The following is a 19,782-nucleotide window of genomic DNA, read 5'->3' as shown; positions in this document are numbered from 1 at the left end:
GTTTTTGGAGTTTTTATGAAAGAGATAAAAGATTTTGAAAGAATAAAAATTAAAATAGCATCTCCTGACCAAATTAGAAATTGGTCTTATGGGGAGGTTAAAAAGTCCGAGACTATTAATTATAGAACTTTAAGACCCGAAAAGGATGGGCTTTTTTGTGAAAGGATTTTTGGTACTACAAAGGAATGGGAATGTTATTGCGGTAAATTTAAATCGGTTAGATATAAAGGTATTATTTGTGATCGTTGTAATGTAGAGGTTACTCATTTTAAGGTTAGACGTGAAAGAATGGGTCATATTGAGCTAGCAGCTCCAGTTGCCCATATTTGGTATTACAAATATATACCCTCTAGGATTGGGCTTTTGCTTGATATTACGGCATCTAGTTTAAATTCTATTCTTTATTATGAAAAATATGTGGTAATTGAGCCGGGCGATACTGATCTTAAAAAAATGCAGCTTTTAAATGAAGATGAGTACATAGAGGCTAGAGAGCGATATGGCATGTCTTTTAATGCTTCAATGGGAGCTGAAGCTATTAAAACTCTTCTTGAAAATCTTGATCTTGATGAGCTTTCATCTAAGCTTAGGATTCAAATGATAGATAAAGATGATAAAACTGATAAGAAGCTCTTAAGACGTCTTGAAATTATTGAGAATTTTAAAATTTCTGGCAATAAGCCAGAATGGATGATTATGGAGGTTCTTCCTGTTATTCCTCCAGAGATTAGGCCAATGGTTCAGCTTGATGGAGGGCGTTTTGCAACATCTGATCTTAATGATCTTTACAGAAGAGTTATAAATAGAAATAATCGTTTAAGAAAATTGCTTCTTCTTAATGCGCCAGAGATTATTGTGAGAAACGAAAAAAGAATGCTTCAAGAATCAGTAGACTCTCTTTTTGACAATTCTCATAAAAGAAAGGTTGTCAAAGGCTCATCTAGTAGGCCTCTAAAGTCGCTTTCCGATGCATTAAAAGGTAAGCAGGGAAGGTTTAGACAAAATCTTCTTGGTAAAAGAGTAGATTATTCTGGTCGTTCTGTTATTGTTGTTGGACCTGAGCTGAAGCTACATCAATGTGGATTGCCTGCAAAGATGGCCCTTGAGCTTTTTAAGCCTTTTGTGATAAGGAGGCTGATTGAAAGTGAAGCTGTTTTTAATATCAAAAGAGCAAAGAATTTAATAGAGCAAGAAGTTGACGAGGTGTGGCAAATTTTAGATCTTGTTATTAAAGAGCATCCCATTCTTTTAAATAGGGCGCCCACTCTTCATAGACTTGGGATTCAAGCTTTTGAACCTGTGTTAGTTGAGGGTAAAGCAATAAAATTACATCCCCTTGTTTGTCATGCATATAATGCCGATTTTGATGGCGATCAAATGGCAGTACATGTTCCTCTTACTCCAGCAGCACAAGCTGAAAGTTGGGCTTTAATGCTTTCAACAAATAATCTTTTAAATCCTGCCAATGGGCACCCTATTGTTTTTCCATCCCAAGATATTGTTTTGGGCCTATATTATTTAACTATGGAAAAAAAGAATGTTGTTGGAGAAGGTAAAAAGTTTTTAAACTTTAGCAATGTTATTCTTGCCATAAATAATAGGAGTCTAGATTACAATGCTTCTATTTATGTAAAAATTGATGGCGAATACAAAAAAACCACAGCTGGTAGGGTTATATTTAATGAGGCTTTGCCCAAGGGAATTGAATTTGTAAATAAAACTCTTAGTGATTTGGAGCTACAAATTTTAATATCAAAAGTTTATGTAGTTCATGGTTCTTCTACCGTAATTGAAATGCTTGACATCATCAAGGAGCTTGGCTTTAGGTATGCCACTAAGTTTGGGTGCACAATTAGCATGAGCGATATTATTGTTCCTGATGAAAAAAGAACTTATGTAGAAAGGGCTAATAAAGAAATTGCTAAAATTCAAAATGATTATGCCAAAGGTGTTATTACTGGTGAAGAACGATATAATAATGTAGTTTCTGTTTGGTTAAAGACCAATGAAGAGCTTACTAATAAGATGATGGAAATTCTAAAGAGAGATAGAGATGGATTTAATGTTATATACATGATGGCAGATTCTGGTGCTAGGGGCAGTAGAAATCAAATAAGACAACTTGCTGGCATGAGGGGATTAATGGCAAAAACTTCTGGGGATATTATTGAGCTTCCAATTATTTCTAACTTTAAAGAAGGTCTTTCTGTGATAGAGTTTTTTATATCTACAAATGGAGCAAGAAAGGGTCTAGCAGATACTGCTCTTAAGACCGCCGATGCTGGATATTTAACTCGAAGATTGGTAGACATTGCTCAAGATGTTGTTGTTAGAATAGAAGATTGTGGAACTATAAACGGAATAAAAGTTGAGACTGTAAAAAATGGAGAAGAAATATTAGAATCTTTGAAAGAAAAAGCTGTTGGGAGTTATTCTATTGAAAGAATAAAAAATCCAATTACTGGCGAGATTGTTTTAGATGCAAATGAAGAAATCTCAGAAGCTAAAATAGAGTTATTAGAGAAAATTGGTATTGAAAAACTTGTGATTAGGTCTGTTTTAACATGTGAGGCTGAGCACGGTGTTTGTCAAAAATGTTATGGTAGAGATTTTTCTAAGAACAAACCTGTTAACATTGGTGAGGCTGTAGGAATAATTGCTGCTCAATCCATAGGTCAACCGGGTACTCAATTAACCATGAGAACTTTTCATATTGGTGGAGTTGCTCAGGCTGGTAGTGAGGATGATAAAATATCCTTAAAGAATGCCTTTATACTTAATAGCATAGAAGGTTTTAATGTTAGAGTCGACAATGGAATTCTTTTCACAAGAAAAGGAACTTTAAAAATAATCAATGTTTTTTATGAGGAAAAAATTAAGAATATAAAAGAGATTAAAGTTTTAGATTCTCAAAGAGTAATAAAAGGAATTCCTTTATTTGTTGATAAAAAGGGTGTAGAGATTCTCTCTTCTTATATTGGTTATGTTAAATTAAGAGACGATAATTTTTTCATAGTATCAGAAGAGCAAGAAGTTGCTTTGAAAGCTGGAACAAAGCTTGAAATAGAGGTTGGTGATTATGTTGAATCGGGCAAAGTTATTGGTACATTTGATCCATTTGCAGAGCCTATTATTGCAGAAGTTGAGGGTAAAATTAAATTTAAAGATATTATTTTAGGAACCACTCTTAAAGAGGAGATAAATACTGAAACAGGCAATGTTGAAAAAAGAATTACAGATAATGTTTTTGAATCTCTTGATCCCAGAATTTTTATTATTGATAGTAGTGGTATGGAGGTTGCATCTTATGTATTGCCAGGTGATGCTTATCTTCAAGTTGAAGATGGTCAGAATATTAACATAGGAGATGTTATTGCGAAACTTTCTAAAGGTTCTGAAAAAACTCAAGATATTACAGGTGGATTGCCTCGTGTTAATGATCTTTTTGAAACAAGAATTCCTAAGAATTTAACTGAAATGGCTAAAGTAAGTGGAATTGTGCAATTTAAATCAATTCAAAAAGGTAAAAGACTTATTAATATTTTAGATGAGTATGGGGTTGAACATAAACATTATATTCCAGCCGGAAAACATCTTTTAGTTAGAGATGGAGATGTTGTTAAAGCAGGAGATATGCTTTGTGATGGTAGAATTAATCCTCATGATGTGCTTGAAATTTTAGGTGGGATTAGTTTACAAGAATTTTTATTGGCAGAAATTCAGGATGTTTATCGAAAACAGGGTGTTAGCATTAATGATAAACATATTGGTGTGATAATCAAGCAAATGATGAAAAAAGTTAAAATTGTTGCAGTTGGTGATACTAATTTTGTTTATGGACAAAAGGTAGATAAGCACACTTTTTATGAGCAAAATAGAAAAGTAATAGAACAAGGTGGTGAGCCAGCAATAGCAAGTCCAATTCTTATAGGAGTGACTAAGACGTCTCTTAATATAGATTCTTTTATTTCTGCAGCTTCTTTCCAGGAAACAACAAAAGTATTAACAGATGCTTCAATTGCTGGAAAAATAGATGATCTTAGAGGATTGAAAGAAAATGTTGTAATTGGACATTTAATTCCTACTGGAACTGGTATGGGGCTTTATAAAAAAATTAAAGTTAGTGAAAATATCGATTCTGAAGTTTAACTTGAAAATAAGTGATATATTTGCTACCATTTTATTAATAGTTTCAAGAAAAGGAGAGCGTTGATAAATGCCTACAATTAATCAGTTAATTAGAAAGCCTAGAAAAAGTCAAACGGAGAAGACCGCATCTCCTGCGCTTCAAAATTGTCCTCAAAGAAGAGGAATTTGTACACGTGTAATGACCGTAACTCCCAAAAAGCCTAATTCAGCTTTAAGAAAAGTAGCACGTGTTAGACTTTCAAATGGATTTGAAGTAACAGCATATATTCCAGGAATTGGTCATAATTTACAAGAACACTCTGTTGTTCTAATTAGAGGTGGTCGAGTTAAAGATTTGCCTGGAGTAAGATACCATATTGTTAGAGGAGCTAAGGATACTCTTGGTGTTAATAATAGAAAAAAGGGTAGATCTAAGTATGGAACAAAAAAGCCTAAAGCTTAACTGAAAGGTGGGTTAATATTCAATATGTCAAGAAAAAATAAAAAAATCAAAAAAAAAGTTTTTGTTGATACCAGGTATAATTCTAGAATTGTTGCAAAGTTTGCAAACAGAATGATGTATGATGGAAAAAAATCAATAAGCGAGAATATACTTTATAGTTCAATCGATTTACTTGCTGATAAACTTGAAGAAAGCGACAAGATGGCTGTTTTTTATAAAGCTTTAGATAATATTAAGCCTCTAGTAGAAGTAAGAAGCAGAAGGGTGGGTGGTGCTACATATCAAGTTCCTGTTGAAGTTAGAGAAGAGAGAAGAGAAGCTTTGGCTATGAAGTGGATTATTTTTGCTGCCAGGAAGTCTAGTGGTAGGTCTATGAAGGAAAAGTTGTCAAACGAACTTTTAAATGCATATAATTCCACTGGAGCTGCTTTTAAGAAGAAAGAAGATACTCATAGAATGGCTGAAGCAAATAAAGCTTTTACTCATTATAGATGGTAAAAAGACACCTTTTTAAGGTGTCTTTTTTTGTTTATATGCTGTGTATTATAAGAACTATTTTTTTATTAAAAGTAAGGAGGATATTTTTGTGCTAAAAAAAGTTTATTATTTTTTGATTTTTTTATTTATTGTTGCTTGTTCTGGCTCTGATAATGGTAATTCGGGGGCAAAAACAGTTTCACTTATAGTTGATGGCACTTTTGATGATAAAGGATTTAATGAAAGTTCTTCTAAGGCTATAAGAAGATTAAAGGCAGATTTAAATATAAATATAATTGAAAAAGCATCTACAGGTAATTCTTATTTAGGAGATATTGCAAACTTAGAAGATGGTAATTCAAATTTGATTTGGGGAGTTGGGTTTAGATTGTCAGACATTCTTTTTCAAAGAGCTAACGAGAATGTTTCTGTTAATTATGCAATCATAGAAGGAGTTTATGATGATATTCAAATACCCAAAAATCTTCTTAATATTAGTTTTAGATCCGAAGAGGTGGCTTTTTTAGCAGGATACTTTGCGTCAAAAGCTTCTAAAACCGGTAAGATCGGATTTGTTGGAGGGGTGAGAGGAAAAGTTTTAGAATCTTTTATGTACGGATATGAAGCTGGCGCTAAGTATGCAAACTCTAATATTGAAGTGGTTTCTCAATATGTTGGTACATTTGGAGATTTTGGACTTGGTCGCTCAACAGCATCTAATATGTATCGAGATGGGATTGATATCATATTTTCAGCTGCAGGACTTTCTGGTATAGGGGTAATTGAGGCAGCAAAAGAGTTAGGGCCCGATCATTATATTATTGGAGTCGATCAGGATCAATCATATCTTGCTCCTGATAATGTTATTGTTTCTGCTGTAAAGAAAGTTGATTCATTGATGTATAGTTTAACAAAAAAGTATTTAGAAACTGGAGTTTTGGATGGGGGCAAAACCATATTTTTTGGGCTTAAAGAAGATGGGCTTGGTTTGGTTTTAAATGAAAACTTAAAATCAAATTATTCTGAGATTTATAACAAATCATTAAAAATTAGGCAAAGTATAATGAATGGTATAATAAAAGCGCCTTATGACAAGGTGTCTTATGATAACTTTGTTTTGCAAATGGAAAATTAACTTGATTTTTATTGAGTTGGATTGTGAAAAATCTTTTTGGTTTTTTTAAAGATATTTTAGATAGTTTTTTTATTATTGTAAGTTTTAATTTAAATTAATCTTGAAAAAGGGTTTAAATTTGGATATTATGGTGATGTAGGAAAAATTATTTTTCCTACTACCGTGTTTTTATTAATGCTAGAAGTATTTTTTTAAAAGGGTGTATTGAAATTTTTATTTTATAAATAAAGAATACTACTTGTTAGTAAAATAAAGTTAGTATTTAAATTTTTAAGAAATTCTAAATTTTTTAAATAAATTTTATAAGGAGAGGATTAATTTTGTTTAAAAGGTTTATTTTTATTACTTTATCTTTATTGGTATTTGCTTGTTTTAAATCTAATAAAAAGTCTATTAAATCTGACAAAGTTGTTATAGGTGTTTTAGCTAATGGTAGTTTTTATGATAAAGGCTATAATCAAAGTGTTCATGATGGTGTTGTAAAACTTAGGGATGATTTTGGAATAAAACTTATAACTAAATCTTTAAGGCCTTATCCTATTGCGGGCAAAAGACTTCTTACTGTTGATGAGGCAATGACAGAGGATGCTCATGAGATTCAAAAAAATCCTTTAAATCTTTTTTGGTTGGCTGGATACAAATTTTCTGGTTTGTCAGTGAAGCTTTCGCATGAACGTCCAGATATTTTTTATGGAATTATAGATGCTTTTGATTATGGAGATATTCAAGTTCCTAAGAATTCTTTGGCCATCAAGTTCAGAAATGAAGAGGCTGCATTTTTAGCTGGGTATATTGCTGCTAAGATGAGCAGAAAGGAAAAGATTGGATTTTTAACAGGTCCTATAAGTGAGCATTTAAATGATTTTAAGTTTGGTTTTAAGGCTGGAATTTTTTATGCTAATCCTAAATTAAGACTAGTTTCAAAAAAGGCACCTTCTATTTTTGATAAAGAAAAAGGCAAAGAAATGGCTCGGTTTATGTATAAAGAGGATAAAGTAGGCGTTATTTTTCCAATAGCTGGCATAACTGGGCTTGGAGTTTATGATGCTGCTAAGGAGCTTGGACCCAAATATTATGTTATTGGTTTAAATCAAGATCAATCATATATTGCACCTCAAAATGTTATTACTTCAATAATTAAGGATATTGGAAAGGTTATTTATTCTATTTCTTCAGAGTATATTAATAGTGGAGTTTTTAAAGGCGGGATTGTTATTGATCGGGGGCTAAAGGAGGGAGTAATAGAAATTGTTAAAGATCCTGATATTTTAAATAATAGATTAGTTGATGAAGTTATTGATCTAGAAAATAAAATAATAAGTGGAGAAATTATTGTTCCTGATAGTGAATATGCATTTGATTTATTTAAATCAAAGTTATAAACTACTTAGGTATAGCTTTATTTGTAAAGGGGGAATGGTTTATGAATAAATTATTGTTGTTGATTTTGTTTGAGGGGATTATTTTTTTATCTTGTAGTGGTAAGGGTAGTCTTGAGAGCGAAATTCCTAAGATATCTTTAATAATTGATGGAACTTTTGATGATAAATCTTTTAATGAGAGTGCTTTAAATGGCGTAAAAAAAGTTAAAGAGGAATTTAAGATTGAGCTTGTTTTAAAAGAATCATCATCAAATTCTTATTTATCTGATCTTGAAGGGCTTAAGGATGCGGGCTCAGATTTAATTTGGCTTATTGGGTATAGATTTAGCGATGTGGCCAAGGCTGCTTCTCTTCAAAATTCCGAGATGAAATATGCAATTATTGATCCTGTTTATTCTAATGATCCTATTCCTGCAAATTTGGTGGGTATGACCTTTAGAGCTCAAGAGGGCGCATTTCTAACAGGTTATATTGCTGCAAAACTTTCTAAAACAGGTAAAATTGGATTTTTAGGGGGAATAGAAAGTGAGATAGTAGATGCTTTCAGGTATGGGTATGAGGCTGGTGCTAAGTATGCTAATAAAGATATAAAGATATTTGCTCAGTATATTGGTAGTTTTGCTGACATTGAAGCTGGTAGAAGTGTTGCTACTAGAATGTATTCTGATGAGATAGATATTATTCATCATGCTGCAGGTCTTGGAGGAATTGGGGCTATTGAGGTTGCAAAAGAACTTGGTTCTGGTCATTATATTATTGGAGTTGATGAGGATCAATCATATCTTGCTCCCAATAATGTAATAACATCTACAACTAAAGATATTGGTAGATCTTTAAATATTTTTACATCTAACTATTTAAAAACCAATGCTTTCGAAGGTGGGAAATTAATAAATTATGGCCTTAAAGAAGGAGTTGTGGGGTTTGTAAGAAATCCTAAGATGATTCCCTTTGAACTTGAAAAAGAAATTGATAGTCTTTCTAGCAAAATAATCAACAAAGAAATTATTGTTCCGTATAATAAAGAAAGTTATGAAAAATTTCTTAAAGAATTTATTTGAATAAAGAATCAATTTATATATTTTATTTTTAAGTATAAAAAAACACATTGATTTTGTTTGAATGATTGAAAATGGAGAAGTTTTCTATATGAGGATTGCGATTTTTATATTCGGCATTTTGTTGATTTCTTGCTTTAGTAGAAACGGAATGGAATCTGGTTCAAGAAAAATTAAGATATCCATGTTGGTAGATGGTATTCTTGATGATAAATCTTTTAATTCTAGTGCTAATGAGGCTTTATTGCGCTTGAAAAAAGATTTTCCAGAAAGTATTGAAAAGGTTTTTTCAAGTGCTGTCTCTGGAGTTTATTCTAGTTATGTTTCAGATCTTGATAATTTAAAAGCGAATGGTTCAGACCTGATTTGGCTTGTAGGGTACATGCTTACGGACGCATCTTTATCGGTTTCATCAGAGAATCCAAAAATTAGCTATGGAATAATAGATCCTATTTATGGCGATGATGTTCAGATTCCTAAAAATTTGATTGCTGTTGTTTTCAGAGTAGAGCAGGGTGCTTTTTTGGCTGGCTATATTGCAGCTAAAAAAAGCTTTTCTGGCAAAATAGGTTTTATAGGGGGAGTGAAGGGAAATATAGTAGATGCATTTCGCTATGGTTATGAAGCTGGTGCAAAGTATGCTAATAAAGATATACAGATTATAAGTGAATATTCTAATTCTTTTTCAGATGTTGATATTGGTAGAGTCATAGCCAGTAAAATGTATTCTAAAGGGATAGATGTAATTCATTTTGCAGCTGGTTTAGCTGGAGTTGGTGTTATTGAAGCGGCAAAAAAACTTGGCGATGGTTACTATGTTATTGGAGCTGATCAAGACCAGTCACATCTTGCTCCTAAAAATTTTATTACTTCTGTTATAAAAAACGTTGGGGACGCATTGTATTTGATTACTAGCGAATGTATTAAAAATAATAATGTTTGGGAAGGTGGAAAAGTTGTTCAAATGGGATTAAGAGATGGTGTTGTTGGGTTATCTAATGCGAATGAATTTGAATACATAAAAGTTCTTGAGAGAAAAATAATCAATAAAGAGATCATTGTTCCTTGTAATCAGGAGGGATATAAAATTTTTATAAAACAAATATTAAAGTTATAAACTTTTGAAATAGAAAGATTTTAATTTTCCAGTTTTTAATTTTTTAATTATGTTATATTTATTGTGTTATAATAAGTAGAAGCACATTTCTATCGTTTTAGAGGATTTAGCATTGAATAAAAAAATGTTTCCCAAAATTTACTATTATGATCAAGACTTTATTGATATTTATAATAAAAGTTTATCTTGGATTCAAGATAAGGTTGTTTTACAAAAAGTTGCTGATAGGGGTAAAAAAGATAAAAATTATTATTCGGAAAATTGCGATTATATAGATCAGATGCAAGCTTGTATGTCAAGCTTTTTTCTTGTCTATAGTAATGGGGAATATTCATCTACATCTGCAATTGATAAATTTTATCAATTGCAGGAAGAATCTGGCGCAATCAGAGCTAGATATGGCAATAACAATGCTATTATTGAGCTTGATGGGAATGAAGAGAATATTGGATTTCCTATTTTTGCGTGGGCTGAATATAACTTATATCATAAAACAGGAAATAAAAAGAGAATTTCTGAAGTTTTGCCAATTCTTGATAAGTATTATAAATGGATAGAGAGCAAATTTTTAAAGGAAAATGGTCTTTATTCAATTGATGTAAATAAAATTTTTTATAAAAACTCTCCAAGAGCGGGTGCATACTATCCTATAGATTTTAATTCATTACAAGTTCATAGTGCATATTGTATTTCTAAATTGGCAGACATTTTAAATGATAAAAATTTATCACTTGAATATAAAAAACGATTTTTTTCCCTTAAGGTCAAAATTAATTCTTTAATGTGGAGCGAAAAAGATGGATTTTATTATGATCTTGATGTTAATGAAAATATTCTTGAAATTAAGACAATAGTAGGTTTTTTCCCAATGCTTTCCGAGATTCCCAGTGAGGACAGAATAGAAAGAATGATTTTTTATTTAAAAAGTACTAAGCATTTTGGGACTCCAAATCCTTTTCCAACACTTTCTGTTAGTGAGCCAGGTTTTAGTGAGGATGGTAATGGATATTATGGTTCAGTTTATACTTATATGAATTTTTTTGTGATCAAAGGCCTTGAATATTGTGGTCGTGCAAATATTGCAAGAGAATTTACTATAAGACATTTATATTATATATTAGACACTTTAATGCCCTTTAATAAAATTAAAGGGCACATTTGGGAAGCTTATAAACCTATGCAAGAAGGACCTGCATATTTTGATTCTAATAAAAAAACTTATACTGAGAAAGGTCTTATTTGTTATCTTGCGCTTTTTAGTATTAGCTTGATGATAGAAAATATTATTGGGCTTACAATTAGTTTGCCTGATAAAACTGTATATTGGAACATACCTACTCTTGAGATTATGGGGATAGAAAGCCTATCTCTTAAAAAGAATCAAACCACAATAATTTGCAATAAAGGGAAAAGAGGCTGGGAAATAAAAATGGAATCTGAAAAACTTTATTATTTTACAATAAATATATTAAATAAAAAAGAAAAAACTCTTCCTATTCCTTCAGGAAGATGTTCTATGTTATTGGATAAGCTTTGATGAATTAGATTCATTAAATGTCTTGTAAAATTTAAATTTTTGGAGGCCTTTTAATGATAGATATTGATGAATTGAGAATTTTTCTTAAAGAGAAGAGCTATTCTAAAATTAAAGAAAAATTTTTAAAGCATGACTCTTTTGATATTGCTGAGGCTCTTAAAAGACTTAATGGATCTGAGTTGATTTTACTCTACAGGTTTTTACCCAAAAAAATAGCAGTTGAAACTTTTTCTAATTTTGACCAATCTACAAAAAATAAATTAGCAAATTCTTTTACCAATAAAGAAATAAGTGAAATGATTGATGAGTTGAATCTTGATGATGTTATTGATCTTTTAGAAGAGGTTCCTGCAAATGTTGTTCAGAGATTTTTGGCAAGTTCTACAGAAGAGAATAGAGAAATTATTAATAAATTTTTGTCTTACAGTGATGACTCTGCAGGTTCGATCGTAACAATTGAATATGTTGAGCTTAAAGAAGATTTCACAGTTGGTAAAGCTCTTGACCATATTAGAAAGGTAGCTAAAACCAAAGAAGATATTTACACCTATTATATTACAGATGATGAAAAGCATTTAAAAGGAGTTGTAAAAATTGAAGATTTGATATTGGCTAAAGATGATGTTATTCTCTCATCAATAATGAGAAATAGTGGGTTTTATATTGTGGGAGTCAATGATGAGAAAGAAGATGTTGCACTTCTTTTTCAAAAACATGATATTACCAGTGTTCCTGTTGTTGATAATGAAGGGAGAATGATAGGGGTTATTATTATTGATGACATTTTAGAGGTTATTCAATCGGTAAATACTGAAGATTTTCAAATGATTGCAGCTGTTAAGCCCCTAGATACCTCTTATCTTGATACTTCTATTTTAGTTATGACAAAAAATAGGATAATTTGGCTTTTAGTTCTTATGATATCTTCTACTTTTACAGCTACAATCATTTCAAATTATCAAAATTTAATGTTGTCTTTAGTGGTTTTAGCCAGTTTTATTCCCCTTTTAATGGATACTTCGGGCAATGCTGGTTCTCAGGCATCTGCTTTAATAATTCGTGAGCTTGCTCTTGGTACTGTTAAGGTAAAAGATTTTTTTAAAGTGTTTTTAAAGGAAATATGTGTTAGCATTCTAGTGGGAGTAATTCTTGCTAGTGTTAATTTTTTAAGAATTGTATTTTTTGTAGCTCCACACCATTCTGATAAGCTGAAAATAGCTTTTGTAGTTTCATCTTGCTTGATGGTAAGTTTGACAGTAGCAAAGATATTGGGAGGTCTTTTACCCATTGTTGCTAAAATTTTAAAGTTGGATCCAGCACTTATGGCAGGCCCTTTAATCACTACGATTGCAGATGCTATTACTTTAATAGCTTATTTTAATATAGCAAAATGGGTTTTAGTTAGTTATGCTGTTTAAATTTCATTTAAATATGTTGATTATTATTTTTTTATAATAGGATATTTTTAATGTATGATTGTATTTTTTGTAAAATAGTAAACAAAGAGCTTCCTAGTTATAAAGTTTATGAGGACGATTTAGTTTTGGCATTTTTGGATATTAATCCTTTAACTGTTGGGCATACTCTTGTTATTCCTAAAGAACATAGTGAGAATTTATTAAACATGGATGATAAATTTAACGAGAGAGTTTTAAGAGTATGTAAAAAAATTTCAAATGCTTTAAAGAGAATAAACTCAAGTATTTATGGTGGAATAAATATTTATTCTGCTTTGGGTGCTGGTGCGGGGCAAGAGGTTTTTCATACTCATTTTCATGTAATTCCAAGATTTAAAAATGATGGTTTTGGTCTTAAGAGAGGCAATAAACTTAATCTTGAAGTTGAAAAATTTAAAGAGCTGTCTATACAAATAAGTATGAATATTTAATTTTATTTTGCCAAAAAGGATTCTTTGTGAGAAGAAGCTTTTTATTCTTTTTTGTTTTTATGTTTAATACATTAAGAATTTATTCAGGAATTCCTGGTTATTTTAATGTATATAGTGGAATTGGGATTGGTGTTGATAATTTTACTCGAGATTTATTCTTCTATGAAAGACTTAAGTATCAATTTTTCAGCGGGCTTGGTGTTAATGTTTCTCAAAATTTCGCATTTGGTGGAGAATTTAATTTAGATGTTAAATTTTTGCCAAGTCACACTCTTTATACTAAAGAGATTATATTTATGCTGGATGATCAAGCATATTTAAAGCATTCTCTAAATTATTTTATAGTAAAAGATGTTACATTCTCATTGAGAATGTATGGTAATTATTTTTTTTACCTTATACCCCAATGTTTAGTTTAACCTTTTTTACAGGTTTAAAATTTTCATATATTGGTGCAAAAATTTGTTTTATAGGCTCAAATGATTGGGCTTTGATAAGTAATTTTGTTTTGGGAGTAGACATTGGAGCTAGAATTAATATAGATTTTATTTTTTTGGAATATGCAGTCTCTCCAATTTTTTACAACAAACCTTTACTTTTAAATCAAATGCATAAAATAACTCTGGGCTTTATTTTTCAGTTTGATGTAGCAACAAAAAATGACAGCGAAATACTTTCTATTTTGTAAATTTTATGATCTAGGGGTATTTTAAATTTTCTTCTTTGATATTGTTTAATATTTGCAAGTATTTAGAAGATTCATATTTAGCCATGTCAAGGTTGTGTTCCTTGTAATTTCCGCATTCTTTATCACTTGCGCCTGGAATAGGCTCTGAAAAATTTAAGATTTCGGAAAAAAGCCATGATATTAAGTCAATAAGATCTTTACTTTCATAGTCTCCAAAAATTATTAAGTAAAAGCCAGTTCTGCATCCCATAGGGCCAAAATATACTATTTTTTCGGCCCAAACTTCATTATTTCTAAGCAAAGTGGCCCCTATGTGTTCTATTGTGTGTATTGCTGCGTTTTCAATTATTGGTTCAATGTTGGGAGCTTTAATTCTAATGTCTATTGTAGTAAATATTACATTTTCAAAAGTATCTTTTCTTGAGACATATATGCCGGGGTTTAATTTTGTATGATCTATTGTAAAGCTTTTTATTTTTTTCATTCTTTTAGCACTGTTTGTATTTTTTTTACAAAATCTAATTTTTCCCATTCAAAGTCATTTTTTCCAAAATGACCATAAGTACAAGTTTTGAGATATATGGGTTGTTTTAGATTTAATTTTTCAATTATACCGTTGGGAGTTAGATCGAAGTTATTAACAATAAAATTTAATATTTTGTTTGCATATTTAGGATCATTTATTCCCGTGGTTATTTGAATAGATATTGGGTTTTCAATTCCAATTGCGTATGCAAGCTGTAGTTCAAATTCTTTAGAAATTCCGGCTGCCACCATATTTTTTGCGATATATCTTGCCATGTAGGCAGCTGATCTATCTACCTTTGTGGCATCTTTTCCGCTGTATGCTCCCCCTCCGTGTCTTGCAAATCCTCCATAACTATCGGCAATAATTTTTCTTCCTGTAAGACCAGTATCTCCGGTAGGCCCCCCAATTACAAAATTTCCAGAAGGATTAATGCAATAAATAGTATTTTCATCAAGCATTGATTTGTCTTGAATGGTGGGCTTGATAATTTCTTCAATTATTGTTTGTCTTATTAGTTTTTGGGAGATGTTTGGATGGTGTTGATGAGAGACTATAATATTTTTTATTTTTACAGGGTTTCTGTTTTTATCATATTCTATAGTAACTTGAGATTTTGAGTCGGGTCTTAACCATTTTATTGCTCCTGATTTTCTAAGATTGCTAGCTTTTTTTAGAATTGAATTGGCTAGTTCATAAGGAGCAGGTAAAAAATTTTCTGTTTCATCGCAGGCATATCCAAATATTATTCCCTGATCGCCTGCTCCAAGGGTAGTAGATCCTTTTTTTTCAATTGCGTTTATAATGTCACGCGATTGATTGCCAATAGCATCTATTACCGTTATTGTTTTGTAATCAAGTCCATAGTCAATATTTGTATAGCCTATATCTTTGATGATATTCTTAGCAATTTCTTTTATATTTATGTTTTTTTTTGCAGGACTATTTATTTCTCCTGCTATTACTACTAAATTTTGTGCAATTATGACTTCGCAAGCTACTTTTGCATTTTTATCTTCTTTTAGTATTTCATCAAGGATGGCATCAGAGATTTGATCTGCAATTTTATCTGGATGTCCTTCAGATACAGCCTCAGAAGTTAAAGTTTGGTTAGCTGCTATTATTTTATTCATATTAGCCTAATAAGTTCCTTTGTCATTTTGCTTGAATTTATTGATGATGCTTTTAAAAATTTATTAAAGTCTATATGGTTGTCTTTATTGTTTGGTAGATCAGAAATTGAGCGAATGATTATGAATGGTATTTTAAATATGTGTGCTACTTGAGCTATTGCAGCTCCTTCCATATCTACAGCTAAAGCATCTTTGAAATTTTTTTTAATTGTTTCAAGATTTTTTTCATTGTCAACGAATTGATCTCCTGTTAGTATTAAGCCAATGTGGATATCAATGTTTAAAAGCTTGTTGTCAATAATATTAACTACTTTTTTTAGTAGCTCTTCATCTGTTTTAAACTTTTGTGGCAAATTAGGGACCTGTCCTATTTTGTGTCCAAACTTGGTTAAGTCAAAGTCATAGTATGCTGTTTCTGAAGATACTATGATGTCTGATATTTTAAGGTTAGAGTTTTCTTTTATCCCCCCAGAACTTCCAGAGTTTATTATGTGAGTGATTTTGTACTTAGAGATAATTTGACTACTCCAAGCTGATGCGTTAACTTTTCCAATTCCTGTAGTTAAAGATATTACATCTTTTCCCAAAATTTTTCCTTTATAAATCTTTTTATTTTCTAAGTAGTCGTTTAATACAATTTCTTCTTTGTTATCAAGCATTTTATTTATTTCTTCTGATTCTTCTTGCATAGCTGATATTATCAAAATCATTCTTTTTCTCCTTTTAAGTGTCTTATATAATATCTATTAAAGAATATTTATTTTTAATTAGCTCTATTTCATTTTGATTGAGTATTTTTTTTATTCCTGTATTTGTATTTGGTATAGACTGAACACTAGATTGTTCATTTTTGTCTACAACTTTTCCATTTTTTATTATGTAGTTGATGTATGGGAGATTTGGGTTAGAATCATCTATGTCTACTATTTTGGCTATAGAATTGTCATTAAGTTCTACAATAAAGTCTAAAGGACAAGAAGATATTGCATTGATTATTAATTTTAAAACTCTTTTGTCAAATTTTTTGTCAGCATCTTTGATTAATTCAATAATAGATGCTCCAGAATTAAAAGATTTTTTGTATGCCTTATCTAAAATGATAGCGGAATAGGCGCTAGCAGCGCCTATTATATTTGATTCTATGCTGATATTTTCACTTGTCAATCCTTTAGGATAACCAGTCCCGTCTAGATTTTCTTTATGTGTTAGAAGTGTCAAACATATTGATCTCGACAAATTGCTTGTTGAAGCTATTTTATAGCTTATTATAGGATATTTTTTTATTATTTCTAGTTCTTCCTCAGTTAATTCTTCTTTTTTTTCGCTTATTTTTGATGGGATAAATAAAAATCCTATTTTGTGTAAAAGAGCAATACTACAAAGTTCTACTGTTTTGTAGTTATTTAGCCCCATTTCATTACCAAGTGCTACTGTTAGGATAGCAGTATTTACTGAATGAATAATGTGATAGTTTGCAGAAAGCTTGGGAATTCTAAAATATTTGATAAAAAATTTTTTCTGTTTCTTGTAAAATTCTATTACTTTTTTTACAGTAGGCATAATATCTTGGTAATATATTTTTTTATTTCTTTTGCAATTTTCATAAATTTCTTCTAAATTACTTATTATTACATGATAATTAGAAATAGCCTCTTCGTTGAATTTTTTGTGTATTTCTTCATATTCTCTTTTAACAGAATCGTCACTGAAAAAATTTTTTCTCTCTTTGATGTATGACTTTAAATTCCATTTTTCAATAAGCTCAATGTTTTTGTCTCCAATAAATGCATTCTCAGGCCAAACTAAGAATTCCTTGTCTATTAAATATGATGAATTTTTTATATTTTTGATAATGCTTTCAGAATTTTGCATTTATTCCCTTGAAATTAAGCTCTATTAACCATGTATATCATATTATTTATTAATTGTCTATCTATTAGTATAATGTATTTATTATATCTCAATTTTTGAATTAAGCTTTTTTGAAGAGATTTTTATGGTAGAAAAAATACGCTTAGGTTTTAATATTATTTTTCTTGGATTATTTATTTATTTTCTGGCAATTTTAAGATTTCAAATGAAATTAAGCTTCATTTTGTTTAATTACCAATTTATTGTAATTTATTTTTTATTAGTGATTGTTTTTAATGTTATTTATTCCCAGTATTTTTTTTCAAGATTATATTTTATTTTAAATGGGATGGAAGATACGTTTACTTTTTTAAAGCTTAAAATGGTTCGTAAAAAGCTTAAAAGTGTTTTTGAAATATCTATTCTTCTTAGGTTTATTTTAATAAAACAAGATAAAAAAAGCCTTGATGAGCTTTATTTTTATTTAAAAGACTCCAGATTAAGGTATAAGACAATAATAGAGCTTTATTCTGTTCTTATTAGCTTTAGAGAAAAAGAAAAGGCTTCTAGTTTAATTTTAAATTACAAGTACAGTAGAAATAAGTGGGTGAAATATTGTGAGGCTCTTAGCATGTTGTCATTTGAAGAGCACTCAAAGCTAAAAGAGTTGGTAAATTTTTTAGATAAGTTTTTTTTAAAAAATGATATTTTTACTATTTATTTCTATTATTTATTGCGAAAATCAAAAACATCTTTTGATTTACTTGAAAGTAAAAAAAATGATATTAGAAATCGATACTATAAATTTAAAAACAGGATAGATTCTAAGCATACAAAGCTACTTGGTTCGAATTTATTTTTTGTTGTGTTTTATTATATTTATGATTTTTCTAAAAAAGATGTTTTTTATTAAAGGAGTTGTGTTTTGAGTATAAGAGTTCGTTATGCACCTTCTCCAACGGGTTTGCAACATATTGGTGGGATTAGAACAGCTTTGTTTAATTATTTTTTTGCAAAGTCTTGTGGAGGTAAATTTTTGCTTAGGATTGAGGATACAGATCAGAGCAGGTATTCTCCAGAAGCCGAAAATGATCTGTATTCAAGTCTTAAATGGCTTGGTATTTCTTTTGATGAAGGCCCTGTTGTAGGAGGTGATTATGCACCTTATGTTCAGTCTCAAAGAAGTGCAATATATAAGCAATATGCCAAATATTTAATTGAATCTGGGCATGCTTATTATTGTTATTGCAGTCCTGAAAGGCTGGAAAGGATTAAGAAAATTCAAAATATTAATAAAATGCCACCTGGATATGATAGGCATTGTAGGAATTTAAGTAATGAGGAAATTGAGAATGCGTTAATTAAAAAAATCAAGCCCGTCGTTAGATTTAAAATTCCTTTAGAAGGAGATACTAGCTTTGATGATATTTTGCTTGGAAAAATTACATGGGCAAATAAGGACATTAGTCCTGATCCTGTCATTCTCAAGTCAGATGGACTTCCAACTTATCATCTTGCTAATGTTGTTGATGATTATTTAATGAAAATTACTCATGTATTAAGGGCTCAAGAATGGGTTTCCTCAGGTCCATTGCACGTGCTTCTTTATAAGGCTTTTAAATGGAAACCCCCTATTTATTGTCATCTTCCAATGGTTATGGGAAATGATGGTCAAAAATTAAGTAAAAGACATGGATCAACGGCTTTAAGACAGTTTATTGAAGATGGATATCTTCCAGAAGCTATTATTAATTATGTTACTTTGCTTGGCTGGTCTTACGATGATAAAAGAGAATTTTTTTCAAAAAATGATCTTGAACAATTTTTTTCAATTGAGAAGATCAATAAATCACCTGCTATTTTTGATTATCATAAGTTGGATTTTTTCAATAGCTATTATATTAGAGAAAAAAAAGATGAAGATTTATTTAATCTTTTACTCCCTTTTTTTCAAAAAAAAGGTTATGTTTCTAAGCCTAGTACTTTAGAAGAGGATCAAAAATTAAAGTTATTAATTCCTCTTATAAAGAGTAGAATTAAAAAATTAAGTGATGCTTTAAATATGACTAAATTTTTTTATGAGGACATTAAATTTTGGAATTTAGATGAGTTTTTAAGCAGGAAAAAAACAGCTAAAGAGATTTGTACTATTTTAGAATTAATAAAGCCTATTTTAGAAGGATTTGAAAAAAGATCGTCAGAGGAAAATGATAAAATTTTTTATGATTTTGCTGAGAGTAATGGTTTTAAATTGGGAGAAATTCTTCTTCCTATTAGAATTGCAGCGCTTGGTAGCAAAGTCTCTCCTCCGCTTTTTGATTCTTTAAAATTGCTAGGTAGGTCTAAAGTTTTTGAAAGAATAAAATTAGCACAGGAATTTTTAAGAATAAATGAATAGC

The 19,782-nt window shown here is 30.2% G+C and carries 16 protein-coding genes and 1 pseudogene; 13 read left to right on the top strand and 4 right to left on the bottom strand.

Annotated features, from left to right (window positions below; translation table 11 throughout):
- The first annotated feature begins 15 nt into the window (after window positions 1-15).
- The 11 genes and pseudogenes from rpoC (at window position 16) to HNQ06_RS03015 (ending at window position 13,873) form a co-directional block, all read left to right on the top strand.
- Entirely contained in the window at window positions 16-4,149 is a 4,134-nt protein-coding gene (gene rpoC / locus HNQ06_RS03065) for a DNA-directed RNA polymerase subunit beta' (RefSeq protein WP_184107483.1), read from the top strand.
- 67 nt (window positions 4,150-4,216) lie between these two features.
- On the top strand, window positions 4,217-4,591 hold the full coding sequence (gene rpsL, locus HNQ06_RS03060; RefSeq protein ID WP_002656492.1) for a 30S ribosomal protein S12: 375 nt from the start codon (window positions 4,217-4,219) through the stop codon (window positions 4,589-4,591).
- A 24-nt stretch (window positions 4,592-4,615) separates the two neighbouring features.
- Window positions 4,616-5,089 (top strand): 30S ribosomal protein S7, encoded by a 474-nt coding sequence (gene rpsG / locus HNQ06_RS03055; protein WP_184107482.1) that lies wholly within the window; start codon window positions 4,616-4,618, stop codon window positions 5,087-5,089.
- Window positions 5,090-5,177: 88 nt separating this feature from the next.
- Window positions 5,178-6,203, top strand: coding sequence for a nucleoside ABC transporter substrate-binding protein BmpD (bmpD, locus tag HNQ06_RS03050; protein ID WP_184107481.1), 1,026 nt, complete (start codon window positions 5,178-5,180; stop codon window positions 6,201-6,203).
- A gap of 320 nt (window positions 6,204-6,523) precedes the next feature.
- On the top strand, window positions 6,524-7,585 hold the full coding sequence (bmpC, locus tag HNQ06_RS03045; RefSeq protein WP_184107480.1) for a nucleoside ABC transporter substrate-binding protein BmpC: 1,062 nt from the start codon (window positions 6,524-6,526) through the stop codon (window positions 7,583-7,585).
- Window positions 7,586-7,626: 41 nt separating this feature from the next.
- Entirely contained in the window at window positions 7,627-8,646 is a 1,020-nt protein-coding gene (gene bmpA / locus HNQ06_RS03040; RefSeq protein WP_184107479.1) for a nucleoside ABC transporter substrate-binding protein BmpA, read from the top strand.
- 88 nt (window positions 8,647-8,734) lie between these two features.
- A complete protein-coding gene (gene bmpB, locus HNQ06_RS03035) occupies window positions 8,735-9,760 on the top strand; it encodes a nucleoside ABC transporter substrate-binding protein BmpB (protein WP_184107478.1) in 1,026 nt (341 codons plus the stop codon).
- Between the two features lie 112 nt (window positions 9,761-9,872).
- On the top strand, window positions 9,873-11,297 hold the full coding sequence (locus tag HNQ06_RS03030; RefSeq protein ID WP_184107477.1) for an MGH1-like glycoside hydrolase domain-containing protein: 1,425 nt from the start codon (window positions 9,873-9,875) through the stop codon (window positions 11,295-11,297).
- Window positions 11,298-11,350: 53 nt separating this feature from the next.
- Window positions 11,351-12,715, top strand: a complete 1,365-nt coding sequence (gene mgtE / locus HNQ06_RS03025; RefSeq protein ID WP_184107476.1) for a magnesium transporter — start codon at window positions 11,351-11,353, stop codon at window positions 12,713-12,715.
- A gap of 50 nt (window positions 12,716-12,765) precedes the next feature.
- A complete protein-coding gene (locus tag HNQ06_RS03020; RefSeq protein WP_184107475.1) occupies window positions 12,766-13,185 on the top strand; it encodes an HIT family protein in 420 nt (139 codons plus the stop codon).
- Between the two features lie 26 nt (window positions 13,186-13,211).
- Window positions 13,212-13,873 (top strand): annotated as a pseudogene (locus HNQ06_RS03015) (hypothetical protein).
- 10 nt (window positions 13,874-13,883) lie between these two features.
- On the opposite strand, the gene HNQ06_RS03010 reads toward HNQ06_RS03015, so the two are convergent.
- Genes HNQ06_RS03010 through pdeB form a run of 4 tightly spaced genes read right to left on the bottom strand, consistent with a single transcriptional unit; the run spans window position 13,884 to window position 17,404 of the window.
- The gene (locus tag HNQ06_RS03010; RefSeq protein WP_184107474.1) at window positions 13,884-14,357 is read right to left on the bottom strand and encodes an S-ribosylhomocysteine lyase; all 474 of its coding nucleotides are present in this window, start codon (window positions 14,355-14,357) and stop codon (window positions 13,884-13,886) included.
- Window positions 14,354-15,532: a methionine adenosyltransferase gene (gene metK, locus HNQ06_RS03005; protein WP_184107473.1), complete on the bottom strand. Its 1,179-nt coding sequence runs from the start codon at window positions 15,530-15,532 to the stop codon at window positions 14,354-14,356. The genes HNQ06_RS03010 and metK overlap by 4 nt, the downstream gene beginning before the upstream one ends.
- Window positions 15,529-16,242, bottom strand: coding sequence for a 5'-methylthioadenosine/adenosylhomocysteine nucleosidase (locus HNQ06_RS03000; protein WP_184107472.1), 714 nt, complete (start codon window positions 16,240-16,242; stop codon window positions 15,529-15,531). The genes metK and HNQ06_RS03000 overlap by 4 nt, the downstream gene beginning before the upstream one ends.
- Window positions 16,243-16,264: 22 nt before the next feature.
- Complete coding sequence (pdeB, locus tag HNQ06_RS02995) at window positions 16,265-17,404, bottom strand: cyclic di-GMP phosphodiesterase PdeB (protein WP_184107471.1); 1,140 nt, start codon at window positions 17,402-17,404, stop codon at window positions 16,265-16,267.
- Window positions 17,405-17,528: 124 nt separating this feature from the next.
- Here pdeB and HNQ06_RS02990 point away from each other — a divergent pair, with 124 nt between their 5' ends.
- Both HNQ06_RS02990 and gltX read left to right on the top strand, forming a co-directional pair.
- Window positions 17,529-18,296 carry a hypothetical protein gene (locus tag HNQ06_RS02990; RefSeq protein ID WP_184107470.1) on the top strand — a complete coding sequence of 256 codons (768 nt, stop codon included), beginning with the start codon at window positions 17,529-17,531 and terminating at the stop codon, window positions 18,294-18,296.
- A gap of 12 nt (window positions 18,297-18,308) precedes the next feature.
- Window positions 18,309-19,781 carry a glutamate--tRNA ligase gene (gene gltX / locus HNQ06_RS02985; protein WP_184107469.1) on the top strand — a complete coding sequence of 491 codons (1,473 nt, stop codon included), beginning with the start codon at window positions 18,309-18,311 and terminating at the stop codon, window positions 19,779-19,781.
- The last annotated feature ends 1 nt before the right edge of the window (window position 19,782 follow it).

This window comes from Borreliella lanei (genome assembly GCF_014205895.1).
GTDB lineage: Bacteria > Spirochaetota > Spirochaetia > Borreliales > Borreliaceae > Borreliella > Borreliella lanei.
This window is presented reverse-complemented; position numbering and strand designations above follow the sequence as displayed.